This is a genomic window from Streptomyces sp. NPDC058279 (assembly GCF_042881255.1).
In the GTDB taxonomy this organism is placed as follows: domain Bacteria; phylum Actinomycetota; class Actinomycetes; order Streptomycetales; family Streptomycetaceae; genus Streptomyces.
In genome coordinates this window covers 408,278-429,149 of sequence record NZ_JBHVYA010000004.1, presented here as the reverse complement: position 1 = coordinate 429,149, position 20,872 = coordinate 408,278, and the positions used below count along the sequence as shown (strand labels likewise).

19 protein-coding genes and 3 tRNA genes are annotated in these 20,872 nt (G+C 71.5%); 10 read left to right on the top strand and 12 right to left on the bottom strand.

Going from position 1 to position 20,872, the window contains the following annotated elements:
* Positions 1-353 precede the first annotated feature (353 nt).
* Together bldC and ACFVXJ_RS11765 are read right to left on the bottom strand one after the other, a co-directional pair.
* Positions 354-560, bottom strand: coding sequence for a developmental transcriptional regulator BldC (bldC, locus tag ACFVXJ_RS11770; RefSeq protein WP_003949541.1), 207 nt, complete (start codon positions 558-560; stop codon positions 354-356).
* A 660-nt stretch (positions 561-1,220) separates the two neighbouring features.
* The gene (locus tag ACFVXJ_RS11765; RefSeq protein ID WP_389661541.1) at positions 1,221-2,075 is read right to left on the bottom strand and encodes a hypothetical protein; all 855 of its coding nucleotides are present in this window, start codon (positions 2,073-2,075) and stop codon (positions 1,221-1,223) included.
* Between the two features lie 195 nt (positions 2,076-2,270).
* Here ACFVXJ_RS11765 and ACFVXJ_RS11760 point away from each other — a divergent pair, with 195 nt between their 5' ends.
* Both ACFVXJ_RS11760 and ACFVXJ_RS11755 read left to right on the top strand, forming a co-directional pair.
* Positions 2,271-3,380: a Leu/Phe/Val dehydrogenase gene (locus ACFVXJ_RS11760; protein ID WP_389661540.1), complete on the top strand. Its 1,110-nt coding sequence runs from the start codon at positions 2,271-2,273 to the stop codon at positions 3,378-3,380.
* Positions 3,381-3,690: 310 nt separating this feature from the next.
* A complete protein-coding gene (locus ACFVXJ_RS11755) occupies positions 3,691-3,954 on the top strand; it encodes a DUF3073 domain-containing protein (protein ID WP_136210589.1) in 264 nt (87 codons plus the stop codon).
* 96 nt (positions 3,955-4,050) lie between these two features.
* Here ACFVXJ_RS11755 and purM read toward each other — a convergent pair whose 3' ends face one another.
* Together purM and purF are read right to left on the bottom strand one after the other, a co-directional pair.
* On the bottom strand, positions 4,051-5,121 hold the full coding sequence (gene purM, locus ACFVXJ_RS11750) for a phosphoribosylformylglycinamidine cyclo-ligase (RefSeq protein ID WP_389661539.1): 1,071 nt from the start codon (positions 5,119-5,121) through the stop codon (positions 4,051-4,053).
* Between the two features lie 142 nt (positions 5,122-5,263).
* Positions 5,264-6,781 carry an amidophosphoribosyltransferase gene (gene purF / locus ACFVXJ_RS11745; RefSeq protein ID WP_136210585.1) on the bottom strand — a complete coding sequence of 506 codons (1,518 nt, stop codon included), beginning with the start codon at positions 6,779-6,781 and terminating at the stop codon, positions 5,264-5,266.
* A gap of 147 nt (positions 6,782-6,928) precedes the next feature.
* On the opposite strand from purF, the gene ACFVXJ_RS11740 reads away from it, so the two are divergent.
* The gene (locus ACFVXJ_RS11740; RefSeq protein ID WP_324617183.1) at positions 6,929-7,024 is read left to right on the top strand and encodes a putative leader peptide; all 96 of its coding nucleotides are present in this window, start codon (positions 6,929-6,931) and stop codon (positions 7,022-7,024) included.
* 164 nt (positions 7,025-7,188) lie between these two features.
* Positions 7,189-8,634, top strand: a complete 1,446-nt coding sequence (locus ACFVXJ_RS11735) for a sulfatase-like hydrolase/transferase (protein WP_389661538.1) — start codon at positions 7,189-7,191, stop codon at positions 8,632-8,634.
* A 4-nt stretch (positions 8,635-8,638) separates the two neighbouring features.
* Here ACFVXJ_RS11735 and ACFVXJ_RS11730 read toward each other — a convergent pair whose 3' ends face one another.
* From ACFVXJ_RS11730 to purS, 5 genes are all read right to left on the bottom strand, one after another.
* Positions 8,639-9,157 (bottom strand): META domain-containing protein, encoded by a 519-nt coding sequence (locus ACFVXJ_RS11730; RefSeq protein ID WP_389661537.1) that lies wholly within the window; start codon positions 9,155-9,157, stop codon positions 8,639-8,641.
* 60 nt (positions 9,158-9,217) lie between these two features.
* A complete protein-coding gene (locus tag ACFVXJ_RS11725) occupies positions 9,218-10,009 on the bottom strand; it encodes a sterol carrier family protein (protein WP_389661536.1) in 792 nt (263 codons plus the stop codon).
* A gap of 81 nt (positions 10,010-10,090) precedes the next feature.
* Complete coding sequence (purL, locus tag ACFVXJ_RS11720; protein WP_389661535.1) at positions 10,091-12,340, bottom strand: phosphoribosylformylglycinamidine synthase subunit PurL; 2,250 nt, start codon at positions 12,338-12,340, stop codon at positions 10,091-10,093.
* Positions 12,337-13,017, bottom strand: coding sequence for a phosphoribosylformylglycinamidine synthase subunit PurQ (purQ, locus tag ACFVXJ_RS11715; RefSeq protein ID WP_389661534.1), 681 nt, complete (start codon positions 13,015-13,017; stop codon positions 12,337-12,339). The genes purL and purQ overlap by 4 nt, the downstream gene beginning before the upstream one ends.
* 2 nt (positions 13,018-13,019) lie before the next feature.
* Positions 13,020-13,265 carry a phosphoribosylformylglycinamidine synthase subunit PurS gene (purS, locus tag ACFVXJ_RS11710; protein ID WP_389661533.1) on the bottom strand — a complete coding sequence of 82 codons (246 nt, stop codon included), beginning with the start codon at positions 13,263-13,265 and terminating at the stop codon, positions 13,020-13,022.
* Between the two features lie 327 nt (positions 13,266-13,592).
* Here purS and ACFVXJ_RS11705 point away from each other — a divergent pair, with 327 nt between their 5' ends.
* From ACFVXJ_RS11705 to ACFVXJ_RS11680, 6 genes are all read left to right on the top strand, one after another.
* Positions 13,593-13,910, top strand: coding sequence for an Lsr2 family protein (locus ACFVXJ_RS11705; protein ID WP_389661532.1), 318 nt, complete (start codon positions 13,593-13,595; stop codon positions 13,908-13,910).
* Between the two features lie 88 nt (positions 13,911-13,998).
* Positions 13,999-14,070: transfer RNA gene (locus ACFVXJ_RS11700), tRNA-Gly, on the top strand.
* 81 nt (positions 14,071-14,151) lie between these two features.
* A tRNA-Gly gene (locus ACFVXJ_RS11695) sits at positions 14,152-14,224 on the top strand.
* 112 nt (positions 14,225-14,336) lie between these two features.
* The gene (locus ACFVXJ_RS11690; protein ID WP_389661531.1) at positions 14,337-15,584 is read left to right on the top strand and encodes a sensor histidine kinase; all 1,248 of its coding nucleotides are present in this window, start codon (positions 14,337-14,339) and stop codon (positions 15,582-15,584) included.
* On the top strand, positions 15,581-16,192 hold the full coding sequence (locus ACFVXJ_RS11685; protein WP_389661530.1) for a response regulator: 612 nt from the start codon (positions 15,581-15,583) through the stop codon (positions 16,190-16,192). Before ACFVXJ_RS11690 ends, ACFVXJ_RS11685 begins: the two co-directional genes overlap by 4 nt.
* 22 nt (positions 16,193-16,214) lie before the next feature.
* Positions 16,215-16,287: transfer RNA gene (locus ACFVXJ_RS11680), tRNA-Gly, on the top strand.
* A gap of 47 nt (positions 16,288-16,334) precedes the next feature.
* Here the strand turns inward: ACFVXJ_RS11680 and ACFVXJ_RS11675 are convergent.
* From ACFVXJ_RS11675 to ACFVXJ_RS11665, 3 genes are all read right to left on the bottom strand, one after another.
* Entirely contained in the window at positions 16,335-17,279 is a 945-nt protein-coding gene (locus tag ACFVXJ_RS11675; protein ID WP_389661529.1) for a phosphoribosylaminoimidazolesuccinocarboxamide synthase, read from the bottom strand.
* Between the two features lie 138 nt (positions 17,280-17,417).
* A complete protein-coding gene (locus ACFVXJ_RS11670; RefSeq protein ID WP_389661528.1) occupies positions 17,418-18,893 on the bottom strand; it encodes a N,N-dimethylformamidase beta subunit family domain-containing protein in 1,476 nt (491 codons plus the stop codon).
* A 177-nt stretch (positions 18,894-19,070) separates the two neighbouring features.
* Positions 19,071-20,744, bottom strand: coding sequence for a hypothetical protein (locus ACFVXJ_RS11665; RefSeq protein ID WP_389661527.1), 1,674 nt, complete (start codon positions 20,742-20,744; stop codon positions 19,071-19,073).
* Positions 20,745-20,872 lie beyond the last annotated feature (128 nt).

The following is a 20,872-nucleotide window of genomic DNA, read 5'->3' as shown; positions in this document are numbered from 1 at the left end:
TTGCGGGCACATTGCCGGATGTACGAGAGACATCAACTGTGACGGGTGTCACCCCACGGGTTTTCGTGAGCCACACATTTATCGCACCCATATAGCGACTCGATTTAATATGTGCAATGGCACCTGTCGGGAGGGGCGCTGCGAACGCCGGCGATTCGGGTCCCCTTCCGGGCATAAAAAAGATCGCGCTGGACCCGGCGGAGTCCAGCGCGATCGAACAGCGAGAACCTGTTGGGGCAGGTCCCGCCGTTTGAAGCCTTGTGGGTTTCATCGGATTGGGGGATCCGGTTCATGCCCTCCCCCGGCCGTCAGCCGGGAGCGTCCCCAAAAAAAATGGGGTGGTGCGGCGAGCCTCAGGCCTCGCTGCGCTGCTGCGGAATTCCCGCGAGCAGTGCGCGGACCTCAGCCTCGCGATAACGGCGGTGTCCACCCAGGGTGCGGATGGACGTGAGCTTGCCAGCCTTGGCCCAGCGGGTGACCGTCTTCGGGTCCACGCGGAACATCGTGGCAACCTCAGCCGGGGTCAGCAGCGGCTCGGCATCAGGGGTGCGAGCGGTCATGAGCGGCCTCCTCGGGAGAACCGAACCATCTCGGTTCTTTCCTCTAAATTCTGCACCTTGGCCCACGTTGCCCGAAATGGACATACGCAGGCCGAGTCGGTTATAGGACGAACGGCTTGTCCTCGGCACTACAACTACACCATCCGTCCAGCCTCGACGGCCAAACCGATGGAATTGCCCTCCGAGGTGTTCATCAGCGGCGGAAGCCGATGGACCATCCCATAACGGACAGTCACCCCACTGTGACGATCAGTCACAGAGCGATCAGGAGTCGTCAGACCCCCCGTAGAGTGCAATACCGAGCATTCCGCCCAAAGTTGGGTGGAAGGAACCCTCCCCGGACTCCTTGTCCTATTTTGGCACGAGGGTAGGGGAAGGACGCAAGGGTGTGGTTAGTGCGGTCCGTCACGCTTGAGTCAATGGCCCGGATCGGGACGTAGGTCCTGGAACAAAGACCCAAATGCCGCGATCAAGGCCCTGATCTGCGTTTTACGGCCGATCGGACGATACGGGGACCCGGCGGCCTCCGCCAGGGACAATCCGGGCCGGTTCGGCGGATGCCGCCCCGGCACGCCGTTCCCGGGCCGTACCGGGACCCCCGCCGGCGCGACCGCCGACCCTTGAGCGGCCCCGGGGGTCGGGTGCTCGGAGCGAGCCCCACTAGTTCGCGAACAACCGCTCACGGACCGCCCGCCAGCGTTCCGCCAGGTCCGCGAACGCCTCGGCCGCGCCGTCGGTGTCCCCCGCCCGCAGCGCCGCGAGGGCCGCCGCCATGTCGCGGGCCGAACGGTCCCCGGCCAGGCCGGTCTCCGGCAGCGCGTGCGGCAGCCCGCCGTAGTCCAGCTCGACCATCGAGCGCGGGTGGAACTCCTCCAGCCAGCTCCCGACCTCCACCAGCCCCTCCGCGAGCGGCCCGTACCCCTCGGCGGCCCGCAGCGTCCGCAGCCCGCGCGCCAAGCGCCGACGGGCCTGCACCATCGGCGTCCGGTAGCGCAGCCGCTCGCCCGGCAGGTACTCCCGCTCCTCGTCCGCCACCAGCACGAACCAGCGCAGCGGGACCTGCCACACCGCGGTGCGGATCCAGGGGCGCCCGTCCGGGTTCCGCTCCCGCCACGCCTCGTACGCCTCCGTCGCCGACCGGCGGGCCGAGGGCGGCAGGGCCGCGTCGAGGACCGGGCGCGGGAAGTCGGCCTCCAGTTCCCGCAGCGCCAGCCAGCCGCGCAGCCTGGTGCGCCACGGGCAGACCAGCAGCGCCCCGTCCAGCTCCGCCGTGAACGCGTCCCCGCTCTCGTGCGCCGGCACCCCGACCACGGGCACCCGGACCAAGTCCGCCAGCGACCGGCGCAGTTCGTCCTGGGCGGTGGGGGCGTCCCCGCGCCGGGCATAGCCCGCCCAGTGCGCCCGCTCGGCCTTCGGGAACGCCGCCAGGGGCTCGTAGACTCGCAGGTAGGAGGCGTACGGGACGGTCGGCCCGGTGCGCGCGGAGGGCAGTCGGCGGTCGGCGGATTCGTTCACGCTCTGGTACTCCCCCGCCCCGCCCGGCCGTACTCCGGACGAGGGTCCCCGCATCCCCGGTAACCCGGGAGTGTTCCGATCTACGGACAGGGAGTTCCCATCCGCCTCCCAGGTCTTACGCTGCTCCCAGCGCGCCCTCCCCCACCCGCAGGGCGGGCGTCTTTCCGCCGCATCTCTTCCATGGGAGTCACCACCGTGACCGAAATGACCGACGGCGTCCTGCACACCCTGTTCCGTACGGAGCAGGGCGGCCACGAGCAAGTCGTGCTGTGCCAGGACCGAGCCACGGGCCTCAAGGCCGTCATCGCCGTCCACTCCACCGCCCTGGGCCCCGCCCTCGGCGGTACGCGCTTCCACGCGTACGCCTCGGACGAGGAAGCCGTCCGTGACGCGCTGAACCTCTCGCGCGGCATGTCGTACAAGAACGCCCTCGCCGGTCTCGACCACGGCGGCGGCAAGGCCGTCATCATCGGCGACCCGGACACCCTCAAGAGCGAGGAACTCCTGCTGGCCTACGGCCGGTTCGTGGACTCCCTCGGTGGTCGCTACGTGACCGCCTGCGACGTCGGCACGTACGTCGCCGACATGGACGTGGTGGCCCGCGCGACCCGCTGGGCGACCGGCCGCTCCCCCGAGAACGGCGGCGCCGGCGACTCCTCGGTGCTCACCTCCTTCGGTGTGTTCCAGGGCATGCGCGCGAGCGCCCAGCACCTGTGGGGCGACCCGACGCTGCGCGGCCGCAAGGTCGCCGTCGCGGGTGTCGGCAAGGTCGGCAAGCACCTGGTCGAACACCTGCTGGAGGACGGCGCCGAGGTCGTGATCACCGATGTCCGCCAGGAGTCGGTGCAGGCGATCCTCGACAAGCACGCCACCGGCAAGTACGCGGGCCGGGTCACCGCCGTCGCCGGCACGGACGCGCTGATCCGCGTCGAGGGCCTGGACATCTACGCGCCCTGCGCGCTGGGCGGTGCGCTGAACGACGAGTCGGTGCCGGTCCTGACCGCGAAGGTGGTGTGCGGCGCCGCGAACAACCAGCTCGCGCACCCGGGTGTGGAGAAGGACCTCGCGGACCGCGGGATCCTCTACGCGCCCGACTACGTGGTGAACGCGGGCGGTGTCATCCAGGTCGCCGACGAGCTGCACGGCTTCGACTTCGACCGGTGCAAGGCGAAGGCGGCGAAGATCTTCGACACCACGCTGGCCATATTCGCACGTGCGAAGGCAGACGGTATCCCGCCGGCCGCGGCGGCCGACCGGATCGCCGAGCAGCGGATGTCGGACGCCCGCGCCGCGCGCACTGTCTGATCCGTTCCGCGAGACCGGAGGGACCCTTTCGCACCGCCGGAAGGGTCCCTCCGGGCGCAGGGAGACGGAACTCACTGCGCTTCGGCGGGTCGCCGGTCGGGAAAGGGTTAAAATCGCTGCTGACCAGCGAGTACGGGGTGTCTCGTTGGTCCTGCACCGGGGCGCGTCATGCGGGCGGCGTACCGTATGGCCGCGGAAGCAGGTACCGTTGAACCCCTACGGACGGTCTCTCCACGGAGAGCCCGCTCCGAACCATGAACGCGTGTCAGACTCTGGGGCCGTCGAGCCCCGTCACCGAGGGGGTCGAGCCATGGGGCGCGGCCGGGCCAAGGCCAAGCAGACAAAGGTCGCCCGCCAGCTGAAGTACAACAGCGGCGGGACTGACCTCTCGCGTCTGGCCAATGAGCTGGGCGCATCGCCGACAGAGCCGCTGCCTATCAGCGCGCCGGTCGAAGTCGATGACGATCTGGACGACGACGACCCGTACGCCAAGTACGCGGAGCTGTACAACAGCGATGACGACGAGGACGAGGACGAGGAGTCCGGTCCGTCGGCGCACCGTCGCGGCGCTTGACGCTTACACCGCGTCTGCACCCGCTCAGAGTCTTGAGCGACTCGAAGTAGTGAAACCCGGTCCAGGGCATGGCCCCGGACCGGGTTTCAGTGCTGCTCAGCTCGCGTAGGAACCGGTGAGGGTCGCGCCCTCGGTGTGGTCGCCGCGGTCCAGGATCTCGCCCGCGACCCAGGCGTCGACGCCCCGGTCGGCCAGCGCGGTCAGGGCCACGTCCACCGACTCCTGCGGGACGACGGCCATCATGCCGACGCCCATGTTCAGGGTCTTCTCCAGCTCCAGCCGCTCCACCCGACCGGTCTTGCCGACCAGGTCGAAGATGGCGCCGGGGGCCCAGGTCGAGCGGTCGACCGTGGCGTGCAGGTGGTCCGGGATCACCCGGGCGAGGTTGGCCGCGAGGCCGCCGCCCGTGATGTGCGAGTACGCGTGGACCTCGGCCGTGCGGGTGAGGGCCATGCAGTCCAGCGAGTAGATCTTGGTGGGTTCGAGCAGTTCCTCGCCGAGGGTCCGGCCGAGCTCGTCGACGTGCTGCTCCAGCGGCATCTTCGCCTGGTCGAGGAGCACGTGGCGGACCAGCGAGTACCCGTTCGAGTGAAGGCCGGACGACGCCATCGCGATGACGGCGTCACCCGTACGGATGCGATCCGCGCCCAGCAGCCGGTCGTACTCGACCACACCGGTGCCCGCGCCCGCCACGTCGAAGTCGTCCGGGCCCAGCAGGCCGGGGTGCTCGGCGGTCTCGCCGCCCACCAGGGCGCAGCCGGCGAGGACACAACCCTCGGCGATGCCCTTGACGATGGCCGCGACACGCTCGGGGTGCACCTTGCCGACGCAGATGTAGTCGGTCATGAAGAGCGGTTCGGCGCCGCAGACGACGATGTCGTCCATGACCATCGCGACCAGGTCGTGGCCGATGGTGTCGTACACGCCGAGCCGGCGGGCGACGTCCACCTTGGTGCCGACGCCGTCGGTGGCGGAGGCGAGCAGGGGGCGCTCGTACCGCTTGAGGGCGGAGGCGTCGAAGAGGCCGGCGAACCCGCCGAGGCCGCCGAGGACCTCGGGGCGCTGCGTCTTCTTCACCCACTCCTTCATGAGCTCGACGGCGCGGTCTCCCGCTTCGATGTCGACACCTGCTGCTGCGTAGCTGGCACCGGTGGTCTTCTCTGTCATGACAGGAGAGAGCTTTCGTGTCGTTACTGCGGGTGGTGCACGGCCCTGGGAAAAGCCTGAAAGACAGGGCCGGGCGCAGGTTGAACGGGGGGCGGAGGCGGGGCGGAGCGGACCCGTCCCGGGGGGACGGGTCCGGTGCGTCCTACGGGCGCCGGAGCGCGTCGGCGGCGTCGGTGCCGCCCGCGAGCTCGGTCTCCAGGAGCTGCTTGCCGAGCAGCTGCGGGTCGGGCAGCTCCATCGGGTACTCGCCGTCGAAGCAGGCACGGCAGAGGTTGGGCTTCTGGATGGTGGTCGCCTCGACCATCGCGTCGAGCGAGATGTACGAGAGCGAGTCCGCGCCGAGCGACGTGGCGATCTCGTCGACCGTCATGCCGTTGGCGATCAGCTCGGCCCGGGTGGCGAAGTCGATGCCGAAGAAGCACGGCCACTTCACCGGCGGGGAGGAGATCCGGATGTGGACCTCGGCCGCGCCGGCCTCGCGGAGCATCTTGACCAGGGCGCGCTGGGTGTTGCCGCGGACGATCGAGTCGTCCACGACCACCAGGCGCTTGCCCCGGATGACTTCCTTGAGGGGGTTGAGCTTGAGCCGGATGCCGAGCTGGCGGATCGTCTGCGAGGGCTGGATGAACGTCCGTCCCACGTAGGCGTTCTTGACCAGGCCGGAGCCGTACGGGATGCCGCTGGCCTCGGCGTAGCCGACCGCGGCGGGCGTGCCGGACTCCGGCGTCGCTATCACCAGGTCCGCTTCGACCGGGGCTTCCTTGGCCAGGCGCCGGCCCATCTCGACGCGCGAGAGGTAGACGTTCCGGCCGGCGATGTCGGTGTCCGGGCGCGCCAGGTAGACGTACTCGAAGACACAGCCCTTGGGCTTCGCTTCCGCGAATCGGGAGGTCCGCAGACCGTTCTCGTCGATCGCGATGAGTTCGCCCGGCTCGACCTCGCGGACGAAGCTGGCGCCGCAGATGTCGAGGGCGGCGGTCTCGCTCGCCACCACCCAGCCGCGCTCCAGGCGGCCGAGGACCAGCGGGCGGATGCCCTGCGGGTCGCGGGCGGTGTAGAGGGTTCCCTCGTCCATGAAGACCAGCGAGAACGCGCCCTTGACCTGAGGCAGGACCTTGGCGGCCGACTCCTCGATGGTCAGGGGCTTGCCCTCGTCGTCGGTCTGGCCGGCCAGCAGGGCGGTGACCAGATCGGTGTCGTTGGTGGCCGCCACCTGCGTGGCGCGGCCGTCCTGACGGGGGAGGTCGGCGACCATCTCGGCGAGCTCGGCGGTGTTCACCAGGTTGCCGTTGTGACCCAGGGCGATGGAGCCGTGGGCGGTCGCGCGGAAAGTGGGCTGCGCGTTCTCCCAGACGGAGGCTCCGGTGGTCGAATAGCGGGCGTGACCGACCGCGATATGACCCTGGAGCGAGCCGAGAGAGGTTTCGTCGAAGACTTGGGAAACGAGGCCCATGTCCTTGAAGACGAGGATCTGGGAACCGTTGCTCACAGCGATTCCCGCGGACTCTTGTCCGCGGTGCTGTAGCGCATACAGTCCGAAGTAGGTGAGCTTGGCGACCTCTTCACCCGGAGCCCAGACACCGAAGACGCCGCAAGCGTCCTGGGGGCCCTTTTCGCCGGGGAGCAGGTCGTGGTTGAGTCGTCCATCACCACGAGGCACGCTTCCGAGTGTAGGCGAGATCGACCACTGGTCCGAATTGGGGACGGCCGGGAAATGTCACAGCACGCAGGGTGACGGGACGCTTCCGTCTCGGTATCCGGAACCCATTGTTGACAGGTACGCGGGCATTCGACAGGCTCTCGCCCCATGCAGCCCCTCGGTGACCGCACCGTCACCCTCGTCGAGCGCCGGCACGTGGACCTGGTCCGTGTCGCGAGCGCCATCTGTCGCTGTTCCGCGTAGTCACACGCCGCTTTCCCACGCCTTTCGCGCTCCGTCGCGCGCCGTGTCGCGCGCTCCGTAGCGCGCTCCCCTTTTCCTGCTTCCCGTCCGAGCCTGCTCCGCCGTGCCGTGCGCCGTCCCGCGCCGCCCGGAGCCGGGCCGGCGGGCCGTGCCCTGGAGTACCTGTGACCTCGTCCGAATCCCCCCTGTCCCGGCGCGCCTTCGGCGGCGCGGTCGGCGTGAGCGCGGCCGCCGCCGCGGTGGGGCTGGGCGCGACGCCCGCCGCCGCCCGACAGCAGGAGCCCGCCGCCGCCCCGGCCCAAGCGGCCGGCCCCGGCGAGCGGGAGTTCCGGGCGGCCCGGGGGCGTCACTCCCGGCGCCCGAACGTCCTGTTCATCCTGGGTGACGACCTCGGCTGGGCCGACCTGTCCGCGTACGGCTCCCCGCACATCAAGACCCCCAACCTGGACCGACTGGGCCGCCAGGGCGTCCGCTTCACCGACGCCTACTCGGGCTCCGCGACCTGCTCCCCGACCCGGTTCAGCCTCTACACGGGCCGCTACCCGGGCCGGACGAAGGGCGGCCTCGCCGAGCCGATCGCCGACAAGTCGGCCGGGTTGGAGCCCACCCACCCGACGCTGGCCTCCCTGCTGCGCGACTCCGGCTACGCGACGGCGCTGATCGGCAAGTGGCACTGCGGCTACCTGCCGGACTACAGCCCGACCCGCTCGGGTTGGGACGAGTTCTTCGGCAACTTCGGCGGGGCCCTGGAGTACTACTCCAAGCTGGGCCTGGCCGGCGAGTACGACCTGTACGAGGGCGACGCCGAGTACAAGGACCTGCGCTACTACACGCGGATCATCACCGAGCGGGCGAGCGAGTACGTCTCCCGCGACCACCACGGCAAGCCCTGGCTGCTGAACCTCAACTTCACCACCCCGCACTGGCCGTGGATCGCGGACGGGGACACGGCGGAGAGTGCCGAGATCGTCCGGCGGATCAAGGCCGGCGACGGCCGGGCGCTGTGGCACCAGGACGGCGGGTCGGTGGAGAAGTACAAGCAGATGGTGGAGGACCTCGACCGCTCGGTCGGCGAGGTGTTGAAGGCCCTGGAACGGTCCGGGCAGGCGGAGGACACCCTGGTCGTCTTCGCCAGCGACAACGGCGGTGAGCGCTTCTCCTACAACTGGCCGCTCTCGGGCAACAAGGCGTCCTTGCAGGAGGGCGGCATCCGGGTGCCGACGCTCGTGCGCTGGCCCGCCCGGCTGGACGCCGGCCAGGTCAGCCACGTCCCGGTGTTCAGCCCGGACTGGACGGCGACGCTGCTGGAGCTGGCCGGTACCCGGCCGCACCCGGCGTACCCGCTGGACGGGGTGAGCCTCGCCGGGTACCTGCTGCGCGGGGAGCGGCTCGCGGAGCGGGACCTGTTCTGGCGGGTCCGCGGGGAGCGGGCGCTGCGCCGCGGGGACTGGAAGTACTACCAGGGCAAGAGCGGCCGGGACCAGCTCTTCAACCTGGCCGGGGACGTGCGCGAGCAGGCCGACAAGGCGGCCCTGGAACCGGCCCGGCTGGCACAGTTGCGGGCGGCGTGGGAGAAGACGAACGCGGGACTGCTGCCCTACCCGGCGTGAGGGCTCACTCCGCCGCGGAGGCCGCCTCGGCGGTCAGGCCCGCGCCGTCCGCGCCGGTCAGGGTCAACGTCCGGCCCTTGATCCGCCAGGTGAGGGGGCCGCTTTCGAACAACACGGTGGTCAGGGCCCGCTCGACCTCGCCCGCCGGGCCCTCGCAGGCCTTCCGGGTCGTGGCGGGCGGCCCGAAGGTGAGCGAGGCACCGGCGACGCCGGCCTCGGCCGTGAACCGGTTGCAGCCGAGTCCGCCGCTCGCCGAGCCGTCGCGGGCGACGGCGAAACGGGCCTGGCCCGCGACATCGGCGGGCACGGCGGAGGCCGTTCCGTCCCGGCCCAGGGCGGTGACGGTCCACTCGGTGACGGTGAGCGGCGCGTCGGGTACGGGTCGCGGGGAGGGCTGGGCGTCGACGGTGCCGGAGTGGACGGGCCGGGGCGGGGCGTCCTGTGCGCCGCAGGCGGTGGCGCCGACCAGCGCGAGGACGGCGGTCAGGGCGGCGGCGGGCAGCACGGGGCGGGGGGTACGCATGACCCTGTGACGGGCGGCTCGCCCGGCCGGTTCCCCGCTCGGCTCCCGCTCGGCCGCCGCTCAGCTCATCAGGGGCAGCAGCGCCGACAGGTCGGCCCGCTCGCCACTGGCCCGTACGTGGGCCTCCCGCACCGCCTCGGCCCAGCCGGTGCGGCCCGTCGCCAGCCGGACCCAGGTCAGCGGGTCGGTCTCGACCACGTTCGGCGGGGTCCCGCGGGTATGGCGGGGCCCCTCGACGCATTGGACCACCGCGAAGGGCGGGATCCGTACCTCCAGCGAGCCGCCGGGCGCGGTCACGGCGAGGGCGTCGGCGAGCAGCCGGGTGCAGGCGGCGAGGGCCTGCCGCTCGATCGGGACGTCCAGCCCGGCGGCCCGGTTCAGGTCGTCGGTGTGCACCACCAGCTCCACGGTCCGGGTGACCAGGAAGTCCCCCAGGGTCATGGCCCCGATCCACAGGTTCAGCACCCGGCGGTCGGGGTTCGCCGCGAGCCCCTCGGCCAGCCGCGCCCCCGCGCGCTCGTACAGCTCGGGCAACGGCGCGCCGACCAGGGTCTCCTTCGCCGCCTCGGCGATCTTCCCGGCGAGCGACGCGGTGGCGAAGGGCCACTCGACGGCGGTCAGCTCCGGGACGGCGGCGGGCGGCCGGGCGAGACCGGCGGCCAGCGAGTCCGCGATCCACGCGATGTGCGCCGCCAGGTCCCCGACCGTCCACTGCCCGAGCCCGGTGGGCCGGGCCAGCTGCTCGGGCGTCAGCTCCCGTACGGCGTCCGCGACATGGCCGAACTGGGCCGTGACGGCGGCACGGATCTTGGCGGAGTCGTAGCTGCGCGTTTTCCTCTTGGCGGGCGGCATGGCCCGACCCTACTCGGGCGCCCGCACGCGCGAGCCCCCGCCCGGACGTGCCGGGCGGGGGCTCGTGAAGCGGGGGACGGATCAGGCCAGGAGCGCCGGGATCGTCGCCTCGTGGGCTTCGCGGAGTTCGGTCAGCGGGATCGTGAACTCGCCCTGGACCTCGATCTCCTCGCCGTCGACCACGCCGATGCGGGTCGCCGGCAGGCCCCGCGCACCGCACATGTCGGTGAAGCGGAGCTCCTCGCTGCGCGGGACCGCCACGATGGCGCGGCCCGCGGACTCGGAGAAGAGGAAGGTGAACGCGTCCAGACCGTCCGGGACCACCACCCGCGCGCCGTTGCCACCGCGCAGGCAGGACTCGGTGAGCGCCTGGATCACGCCGCCGTCCGACAGGTCGTGCGCGGCGTCGATCATGCCGTCGCGCGAGGCCGAGATCAGGATCTCGCCGAGCAGCTTCTCGCGGCCGAGGTCCACCTTGGGCGGCATGCCGCCGAGGTGGTCGTGGACGACCTGCGACCACGCCGAGCCGCCGAACTCCTCGGCCGTGTCGCCGAGCAGGTACAGCAGCTGGCCGGCCTCCGTGAACGCCATCGGCGTACGGCGGTTGACGTCGTCGATCACACCGAGGACCGCCACGACCGGGGTCGGGTGGATCGCGATGTCACCGGTCTGGTTGTACAGCGAGACGTTGCCGCCGGTCACCGGGGTGCCCAGCTCCAGACAGCCGTCCGCCAGACCGCGGGTGGCCTCCGCGAACTGCCACATGACGCCCGGGTCCTCGGGGGAGCCGAAGTTCAGGCAGTCGGAGATCGCGAGCGGCTTGGCACCGGTCGCGGCGACGTTGCGGTACGCCTCGGCCAGCGCGAGCTGCGCGCCCGTGTACGGGTCGAGCTTCGCGAAGCGGCCGTTGCCGTCGGTGGCCATCGCGACGCCGAGGTTGGTCTCCTCGTCGATGCGGACCATGCCGGCGTCCTCGGGCTGCGCGAGCACCGTGTTGCCCTGCACGAACCGGTCGTACTGGTCGGTGACCCAGGACTTCGACGCCTGGTTCGGGGACGAGACCAGCGCCAGGACCTGCGCGCGCAGCTCCTCGGAGGTCTGCGGCCGGGGCAGCTTGCCCGCGTCGTCCGCCTGGAGCGCGTCCTGCCACTCGGGGCGGGCGTACGGGCGGTGGTAGACCGGGCCCTCGTGGGCGACGGTGCCCGGGGGCACGTCCACGATCTGCTCGCCGTGCCAGAAGATCTCCAGCCGTTCGCCGTCGGTGACCTCACCGATGACGGTGGCGATGACGTCCCACTTCTCGCAGATCTCCATGAAGCGGTCGACGTGCTGCGGCTCGACGATCGCGCACATGCGCTCCTGCGACTCGCTCATGAGGATTTCCTCGGGCGAGAGCGTCGCGTCGCGCAGCGGCACGGTGTCCAGCTCGACGCGCATGCCGCCGGAACCGGCGGAGGCCAGCTCGCTGGTGGCGCAGGAGAGCCCGGCGCCGCCGAGGTCCTGGATGCCCGCGACCAGCTTCTCCTTGAAGATCTCCAGGGTGCACTCGATGAGGAGCTTCTCCTGGAAGGGGTCGCCGACCTGCACGGCGGGGCGCTTGGTGGGCTTGCTGTCGTCGAAGGTCTCCGAGGCCAGCACGGACACGCCGCCGATGCCGTCGCCGCCGGTGCGGGCACCGTAGAGGATGACCTTGTTGCCGGGGCCGGACGCCTTGGCGAGGTGGATGTCCTCGTGCTTCATCACACCGATGCAGCCGGCGTTGACCAGCGGGTTGCCCTGGTAGCAGGCGTCGAAGACGACCTCGCCACCGATGTTCGGCAGGCCCAGGCAGTTGCCGTAGCCGCCGATGCCCGCGACCACGCCCGGCAGGACGCGCTTGGTGTCCGGGTGGTCGGCCGCGCCGAAGCGCAGCGGGTCCACGACGGCGACCGGGCGGGCGCCCATGGCGAGGATGTCGCGGACGATGCCGCCCACGCCGGTGGCCGCGCCCTGGTAGGGCTCGATGTACGAGGGGTGGTTGTGCGACTCGACCTTGAAGGTGACCGCGTACCCCTGGCCGACGTCCACGACGCCGGCGTTCTCGCCGATGCCGACGAGCATGGCCGTGTTCTCGGGGGCCTTCTCGCCGAACTGCTTCAGGTGGACCTTGCTGCTCTTGTAGGAGCAGTGCTCGGACCACATGACGGAGTACATGGCGAGCTCGGCGCCCGTGGGGCGGCGGCCGAGGATCTCCCGGATGCGGGCGTACTCGTCCTCCTTGAGGCCGAGTTCCTTCCAGGGCTGCGCGGCGTCCGGGGTACCGGTGGCGTTCTTGACGGTATCGAGGGTCATGCGGAAACCAGCTTCTTCAGGACCGACGTGAAGAACGGGAGGCCGTCGGTGCGGCCGGTTCCGACCAGCGGCTCGACCGCGTGCTCGGGGTGCGGCATGAGGCCGAGGACGTTGCCGGCGGCGTTGGTGATGCCGGCGATGTCGCGGAGCGAGCCGTTCGGGTTCCCGTCGAGGTACCGGAAGGCCACTCGGCCTTCGGCCTCCAGTTCGTCGAGCGTGCGCTCGTCGGCGGTGTAGCGGCCGTCCATGTTCTTGAGCGGGATGGAGATCTCCTGGCCGGCGTCGTAGTCGCCGGTCCACGCGCTCTCCGCGTTCTCCACGCGCAGCTTCTGCTCGCGGCAGATGAAGTGCAGGTGGTTGTTGCGGAGCATCGCCCCCGGCAGCAGGTGGGCCTCCGTGAGGACCTGGAAGCCGTTGCAGATGCCGAGGACGGGCATGCCCGCCTTGGCCTGCTCGATGACGGTCTCCATCACCGGCGAGAAGCGGGAGATGGCCCCGGCGCGCAGGTAGTCGCCGTAGGAGAAGCCGCCCGCGAGGACGACCGCGTCGACCTGGTGGAGGTCCTTGTCGCGGTGCCACAGCGAGACGGGCTCGGCCCCGGCGAGGCGCACGGCGCGCAGCGAGTCACGGTCGTCCAGCGTTCCGGGGAACGTGACGACTCCGATGCGAGTGGTCACCGTCAGGCCTCGACCTTCACGGTGAAGTCTTCGATGACGGTGTTGGCGAGGAACGTTTCGGCCATCTTGTGGATGCGGTCGAGGGCGGTCTGGTCGACCGGTCCCTCCACCTCCAGTTCGAAGCGCTTCCCCTGGCGGACGTCGGCGATCCCGTCGAAGCCCAGGCGCGGCAGTGCACGCTGCACCGCCTGGCCCTGGGGGTCGAGGATCTCCGGCTTGAGCATGACGTCGACTACGACGCGTGCCATCGGGCACTCCCGTGTGGTGGTTGGTGCGAAGGCGGTTCCTCCAGCGTACCCGCCCGAAATTTCTACGCGGGTAGATATCTTCGGGGCCCCGGCGGGACGCCGTTTCGGCTTCACCAACGCTTCGCAAAATCCACCGGAAAACCACTCGCCTGCCATTGCGGCCGGACACGCGGAGATAATTAACTGGGCTTCGCAATTCAATGGGAATCGCGGTACAAAGGAATCGGTCAAGATTCCGGCCGATTGACGCATTGCTCCGAAACATCCACACAGGCGACATCACCGCACGTCAACACGTGGTGACCTCGCACGAAGGGACCGATATCCGTGGCGCAGCGCGTAGTGGTCACGCTCTCCGATGACATCGACGGCGGAGCGGCGGCGGAAACGGTCTCGTTCGCCCTGGACGGTAAGACGTACGAGATCGACCTCAATCCGGCGAACGCAAAGAAACTGCGGAAGAGCCTGGCGCCTTACGTCGCCGCCGGCCGCCGGCAGGCCCGCTCGGGCAAGGCGTACCGGCACACCAGCATCGCCCCCGACCCGGCCGTCGTCCGCGCCTGGGCCCGGTCGAACGACCACGACGTGCCGCCGCGGGGCCGCATCCCGAAGCGGGTCTACGAGGCGTACAACGCTGCCCACTGACCCCGGATTTGCCATCCACCCCCTCTGATCGGCTAGTGTGTGGATCACGCCGAGGGGCCAGACCGCAGGTCAAAGCCCCGAAGGTCGTGCGGGTGTAGTTCAGTAGCAGAACACCCCCCTTCCAGGGGGGAGGCGCAGTGTGCAATCCCTGTCACCCGCTCTGCACACTTACCGTCCACGGTTGTGGATCAGGTACAGTGATGCTCGCATCTCGACGCGGCAAGCAAGTCGCAGCGAGCGTGCGGACGTAGCTCAGTTGGTAGAGCACCACCTTGCCAAGGTGGATGTCGCGAGTTCGAGTCTCGTCGTCCGCTCAGAGAACAAAGGCCCTGATCATCGATCGGGGCCTTTGTCGTATGTGCGGGACGTGCGGGACGTGCGGGACGTCGGAGGGCCGGACGTGCCGAGGACGAGCGGGGGCCGGAGATGATCCGACGGTGGCGGAACCGCGGCGCCGCGGGCAAGGTCGAGCTGTACACGCGCTGGTCGTTCCACTCCTTCGTCGTGCTCCAGGTCCTCGGGTTCGGGCTGGGCGCGCTCGCGTCGGCGGCCGGGGAGGACCCCACCCGGTCCCGCTGGCCGATCGCGATCGCACTGTTCGTGCTGGTGTGCGTCCAGGCGATCCTCGTCGGGTTCCTCTCCTCCCGGGCCCTGGACTGGCTCATGGAGCGCCGGGAGCGCCCGGTCCGGCTCGCGGCCACGACGGCCCTGTTCACCGGCGCCGCCTGCCTGACCGCCCTGGTCCTGGTGCGGACGGGTCAGGTGGACGCGGCCGTGGTCCCGGCCCCGGTGATGGGCATGACGGGCTTCGCCTGCGGATCGTTCGTCCTGTGCGTCAAACGGGTCCGGCACATGACCTACGCGCCGCTCGGCGCGGCCGTCCTCGTCGGCGGGGCGACGCTCGCCACGGGCCTCCCGGCGGGCCTCGCCCTCGGCTGCGCCATCGGGGTGCTGGCCACCGGGCTCTTCCTCAGCGTCGCCTGCGGGTTCTCCGCGTGGCTGTTGCAGACCGTGCGCGAACTGGACCGCTCGCGGGAGTACCAGGCGCGGCTGGCGGTGGCCGAGGAGCGGTTGCGGTTCGGGCGGGACCTGCACGACGTGATGGGCCGCAATCTCGCGGTGATCGCCCTCAAGAGCGAGCTGGCCGTGCAGTTGGCCCGACGCGAACGTCCGGAGGCGGTGGAGCAGATGATCGAGGTGCAGCGGATCGCGCGCGAGTCCCAGCGGGAGGTACGGGACGTGGTGCGCGGGTACCGGGAAGCGGACTTGGCGGTCGAACTGGAGGGTGCGCGCGGGGTGCTGAGCGCCGCCGGGATGGACTGCCGCGTCGAGTTCGACGCCGGGCGGACACTGCCGGCCGAGGTGCAGTCCGCGCTGGGCTGGGTGGTCCGGGAGGCGACCACCAACGTCCTGCGGCACGGGGACGCCCGCAGCTGTCTGATCCGGCTGACCGCCGGGGAGGAGCCGGAGGGTGCGCTGACCCTGCTGGTGGAGAACGACGGCGCCCGCGCCGGGGTTCCCGGCGGGCCGCCCGGGTCGGGGCTCGCCGGGCTGCGCGAGCGGCTCGCGGTCGTGGACGGCGCCCTGCGGGCCGGGCCCGTGGAGGGCGGCCGGTTCCGGCTGGTCGCGGAGATCCCCGGCCCGCGCACCCGGAAGGCGGAGGTGGACGCGTGAGCCCCGTACGCGTGCTGCTGGCCGACGACGAGCACCTGATCCGCGGGGCGCTGGCGGCGCTGCTGGCCCTGGAGGACGACCTGCTGGTCGTCGCCGAGGCGGCCTCGGGGCCGGAGGCGCTGGCCATGGCCCGCGCCCATCGGCCGGACGTAGCGGTCCTGGACCTGCGGATGCCGGGGGCGGACGGTGTGAGTGTGGCCACATCGCTGCGGGCGGAACTCCCCGACTGCAAGGTCATGATCGTGACGAGCCACGGCCGTCCGGGCCATCTCAAGCGGGCCCTCGCGGCCGGTGCGCGGGCCTTCGTGCCGAAGACCGTCTCGGCGCAGCGGCTGGCGGAACTGATCCGGACCGTGCAGGCCGGAGGGCGTTATGTGGACCCGGAGTTGGCGGCCGACGCGATCAGTGCCGGGGACTCACCGCTGACCGCCCGCGAGGCGGAGGTCCTGGAGCTCGCCGGGGACGGGGCGCCCATCGCGGAGATCGCCGAGCGGGCGTCCTTGTCGCCGGGGACGGTACGGAACTACCTGTCCTCGGCGGCGACGAAGCTGGGGGCGGAGAACCGGCACACGGCGGTGCGTCTCGCGCGGGAGCGAGGTTGGGTATAGTAGGCACCGCGCTACGGCGCATGCGGACATAGCTCAGTTGGTAGAGCACCACCTTGCCAAGGTGGATGTCGCGCGTTCGAGTCGCGTTGTCCGCTCAGCGTGAGAAGCCCCCCGGTCCTCGGACCGGGGGGCTTCTGCGTGTTCAGGACTCGGTGGGCGCGGGCCGCGTGGCGGCGCCGTGGTGGGCGGCCCAGTTCAGGCCGGTGAGCCGCTCGTACGCCTCGATGTACTTCGCCCGGGTCTGCTCGACGACCTCGCGCGGCAGCGCCGGCGGCGGAAGCTCGCCCTTGGGGTCCCAGCCGGACTCGGGGGAGTTCAGCCAGTTCCGCACGTACTGCTTGTCGTACGAGAACTGCGTGCGGCCCGGCTGCCACTGGTCGGCGGGCCAGAACCGCGAGGAGTCCGGGGTCAGCACCTCGTCGGCGGCGACGAGCGTGCCGTCCGCCGCGTGCCCGAACTCGAACTTGGTGTCGGCGAGGATGATCCCGCGGTCACGGGCGATGTCGCGGGCACGGCTGTAGACGGCCAGGGTGAGCTGGCGCAGGGCCGCCGCCGTCTCGGCGCCGACGGTGCGTGCGACCTCCTCGTAGGAGACGTTCTCGTCGTGCTCGCCGACCTCGGCCTTGGCGGCCGGGGTGAAGATCGGGGCGGGCAGCTCGGAGCCGTCGACGAGCCCCTCGGGGAGGGCGAGTCCGCAGACGGTGCGGGTCTCCTTGTACTCGGCGAGGCCGGAGCCGGTGAGGTAGCCGCGGGCCACGCACTCGACGGGGACCATGTCGAGGTTGCGGCAGATCATGGTGCGGCCGGCCCAGTCGGCGGGGGCGCCGGCGGGCAGGTCGGTGCTGATCACGTGGTTCGGGACGAGGTCCGCGAGCTGGTCGAACCACCACAGGGAGAGCTGGGTGAGGACGCGGCCCTTGTCCGGGATCTCGGTGGGCAGCACCCAGTCGAAGGCGGACATCCGGTCGCTGGCGACCATGACGAGGTTGCCGTCCTCGTCGCGGTAGAGGTCGCGGACCTTGCCGGTGTGGAGGTGGACGAGGCCGGGCACCTGAACCGGCTCGGGCTTTTCGACGAATCCGGACACGGGGTCTCCCTGTGGTTCTGTACGAGCGCACCCCCATTGTCCCGTACCCGGGCCGGCGGCCCGACGCGGGGGCGCGGGGCCGGGCGCGCGGCGGACGGCGGGGCGTGCTGGGTGACTCCGAGCCCGAGGGGGCGCGCGTCAGTCGTGTTTGCAGATCCGGTCGAGGAGATTGGCGGTGGCGCGCTGCACGCGCTCGTCGACATGGCCCGGGCGGTCGAGCGCGGGGGACCAGGCGAAGGTGCCCGAGGCGAAGACGAGGGCTCCGCTGGGCGCCCGGTAGAGGGACGTCTCCTGGTGGCGCTTGGCGCCCTCGCTGTCGCGGTACGGGGAGTGCGCCAGGAGGATCCGGTCCTGGTGCTCCGGCAGTTGCGTACGCGGGAAGTACCGGTCGGCCTCGCCGGCGACCAGGCCGTCGAGTTCGTCGTTCTCGGCGGCGCCGGTGGAGTCCCACAGCCAGTGGCCGGCGTTGCGCACGACGAGCGGCGCGGGTTCGGGGACCCGGCCCGCGTACTGGATGCCGAGCAGTTGCTGCTCCGGGCGGTCCACCTCCCGCCACAGGCCGGCGCGGCCGGGGCCCCGGCGCTTTCGGCAGGTGAGGAGGCGGTCGGGCACCCCGGAGGGGGACGGGCCGAGTTCCACCTGCCAGTACATGGTGTTGGCGGAGAGGAACACGAGGGAGGTGCCGTGTTCGCGGGCGCGCTCGACGGTGCGGCGCATGGGGGCCGACCAGTACTCGTCGTGGCCGGGGAAGACGAGGCCCCGGTAGCGGGTGGGGTCGACGCGGCCGGCGTGGAGGTCGCGGGTGTCGGCGTAGGCGAGGTCGTAGCCGTAGCGCTCGGCCCAGCGGATGAAGTCGTAGGCGTGGCCCACGTGGAGGGGCAGGCCGGCGCCCGCGTACGGGCGGTCGAAGGACACGGTGGTCGCCGCGTCCTGTTCGCCCAGCAGCCGGCCTTCCTCGTCCCAGGCGTGGTAGAGGCTCGCGCCGGTGCGCCCGTCCTCCGGGTAGAGGTTGTACGCCTGCCAGGTGATGTCGGGGAGCAGCAGGAGCAGGTCGGCGCGGTGGTCGTCGCGGACCGTGAAGGGGATGTGGGACCGGTAGCCGTCGACGGTGGTGAGGACGGCGACGTACGCGCCGAGAGTCCAGTACGAGGGCACTTGCAGCCGCCACGACAGCCACCAGTGGTGACAGGAAACCGTCCGGTCGGCGGTGAGCGGGGCCGGCTGGACGATGCCGGAGAGGCGGGGGCTCGAATGGATCTTGCTCGCGCCGTCGCCGCCGTAGTGGCCGATGCGGTAGATGTCGACGGAGAACTGCTGGGGCGGGTCGACGGTGATGTGGAAGTCGATGGCCTCACCGGGGGCGACGGCTCCCGTGGAGGCGAAGCCCTTGATCTGCCGGTGCACGTCGTCGGCGGTGCGGGGGCCGTTGCTGCGGGCGCGGGGGATCTGTCCGGGGGCGACGGCCGGGTCGACGTACCAGGGCACGACGTGGCCGGTGTCGTCGAAGTACAGCTCGCTGCCCCGGAACCAGGGCAGCGGGCCCTGGCCGAAGGGGTCCGTCACCGCGTGCGCGAGCGCACCCGACTCCCACCGCCGGATCTGGTCCGTAGCCATACCGTTGCTCCCCTCCCTCACTCCCCCGAACGCATATCCACGGCTTCCCAGCACATCACATAAAGCACGCACTCCGTCACCGTTCGTCGCGAAAAGACCTTTGCGAAACCAATTTGTGAGGGATTGCTGACCGTCCGGGGCCGCCGGCGGGGGCGGTGGGCCTTCCCGGCCACAGCACTAGACGAGCCGGACCGGTTTCTCGGGGCGTACGCCGATCTTGGCGAGCCAGGCCCGCAGGGGCTCCGGGTCGCCGTCCTCCACCAGGCAGAGCACGCTCGGCGCGAGGTCGGAGCGCCGCTCGCCCGCCACGCGCAGCACCGGGCCGTCCAGCCAGTCCAAGGCCGGCTCCGCCCCGGCGGAATCCACGGCGGCGCAGCACACCAGCGCCGTGACGTGGTCGGCCAGCAGGTCGCGTCCGCTCCTCGGCGCCTGGAGCGGGAACAGCGGCACCGCGTCGGCGGCCCGCGCCTTGCCCTCGGCCTGCTCCGAACCGTATGCGGAGGACCGTTCCTCCCGGGCCAGATACCCGGCCAGCGACTCGCCGCGCGCCGCCGCCTGCGCGCCCTGGCCATCGGCGCCCGCGCCCGTGTCCGTGCCGGGCCCGGTACCGGTACCGGTACCGCTGCCGGTGCCCGTGCCCGTGCCGGTGAGGAAGCCGAGGACCCGTTCGACCGGCGGCCCCGCCGGCACGGCCAGTGCGTCCAGGGCCGTGTGCAGTCGCGCCGCCTCCAGGCGCCACTTGCGGTCCACGACCTGCTCCGGGTACTCCGCCCAGTCCACGGGCGACCACTGGGGGCCCGCCTCGGCCGGACCGCCGTGGAACAGCCGCGCGGCCAGCAGCGAAGCGGCCTCGTCCACCGCGCCGGGCTGCTCAAGCAGGTCGCAGGCGGGGCGCTCGCCCAACCGGGAGGTGAACCCCTCGGCCAGCCGGTCCCGCCGGGACAGCTCGGTCAGGGCGGAGACGACCCCGGCGTCGAGCCGGGCGGGCCATCGCCCCATCCGCCAGGCGGGCAGCGCCACCCGCGTCAGAAGCCGGTCCCAGCCCGCGTAGGCGAGCCCGACCTGCTCCTGGGCCATGATGCGCAGTCCGTAGTCCACGTCCTGGGCGCGGTCCGAGGCGGCGGCCGCCACCCCGCGCTCCATCTCCGCCGCGTCCACCCGGCACAGCCGCAGCAACAGTCTTGCCGGCCGGGCGATCCAGCCGAGCCCGCGCCTGGAGCCGACGTCCACCGCGGCGTCCAGCCCGCGCACGAAGCCGCGCGCGTCGGCTATGTCCGGATGCGCGGAAGGCCCCGTACCGGCGATGACGGGCGCCAGCACGGCACGGAGCTCCGCCACCCGCATCCACCACAGGAACGGCGAGCCGATCACCAGCACGGGGGCGGCGCCGGGCTCGGACTCCGGCCGGCCCGCCGCGACGCCGGCCCGGCGGTGGGCCGGGTGCGTGCGGTCCTCCAGCCAGCTGTCGCAATCCGGGGTCAGGGCTATCGCGGAGGGCGCGGGGACGTCCATCCGGTCGGCGAGGTCCCGCACCAGCCGGTAGAGATCGGGCGCGGCCGCCTCCGACAGCGGCACCGTCGGTGTCAGGGCCGGCCCCGCGCGCAGCACCACCGCGGCGAAGATCCCGCCGACGAGCAGCACCAGCGCGGCGACCACGCAGACGACCAGGGTCACGACGGGCCAGGGATCGCCGACCAGTCGGCCCGTCGTCCGGGCGGCCACGAGCACGACGGCGACGGCCGTCGGGAGCAGCCCGACGGCCAGCGCCCTGCTGCGCACGCGCAGCACGGCGAGGGCGCGGGAACGCGCGGACGGCACGCCCACTTCAGCGATCGAACCGATTCCGGACACGGCCGGACCTCACCCCCTCTGCCCCTGCGGCTGCTTTGCTCACTCCCCCACTGTGACACCCGCCACTGACATCGCAATGCCGGTGGGCCATGTGCCGGAATGCTTGCGCCGCACCCTAGTTGGGGCGG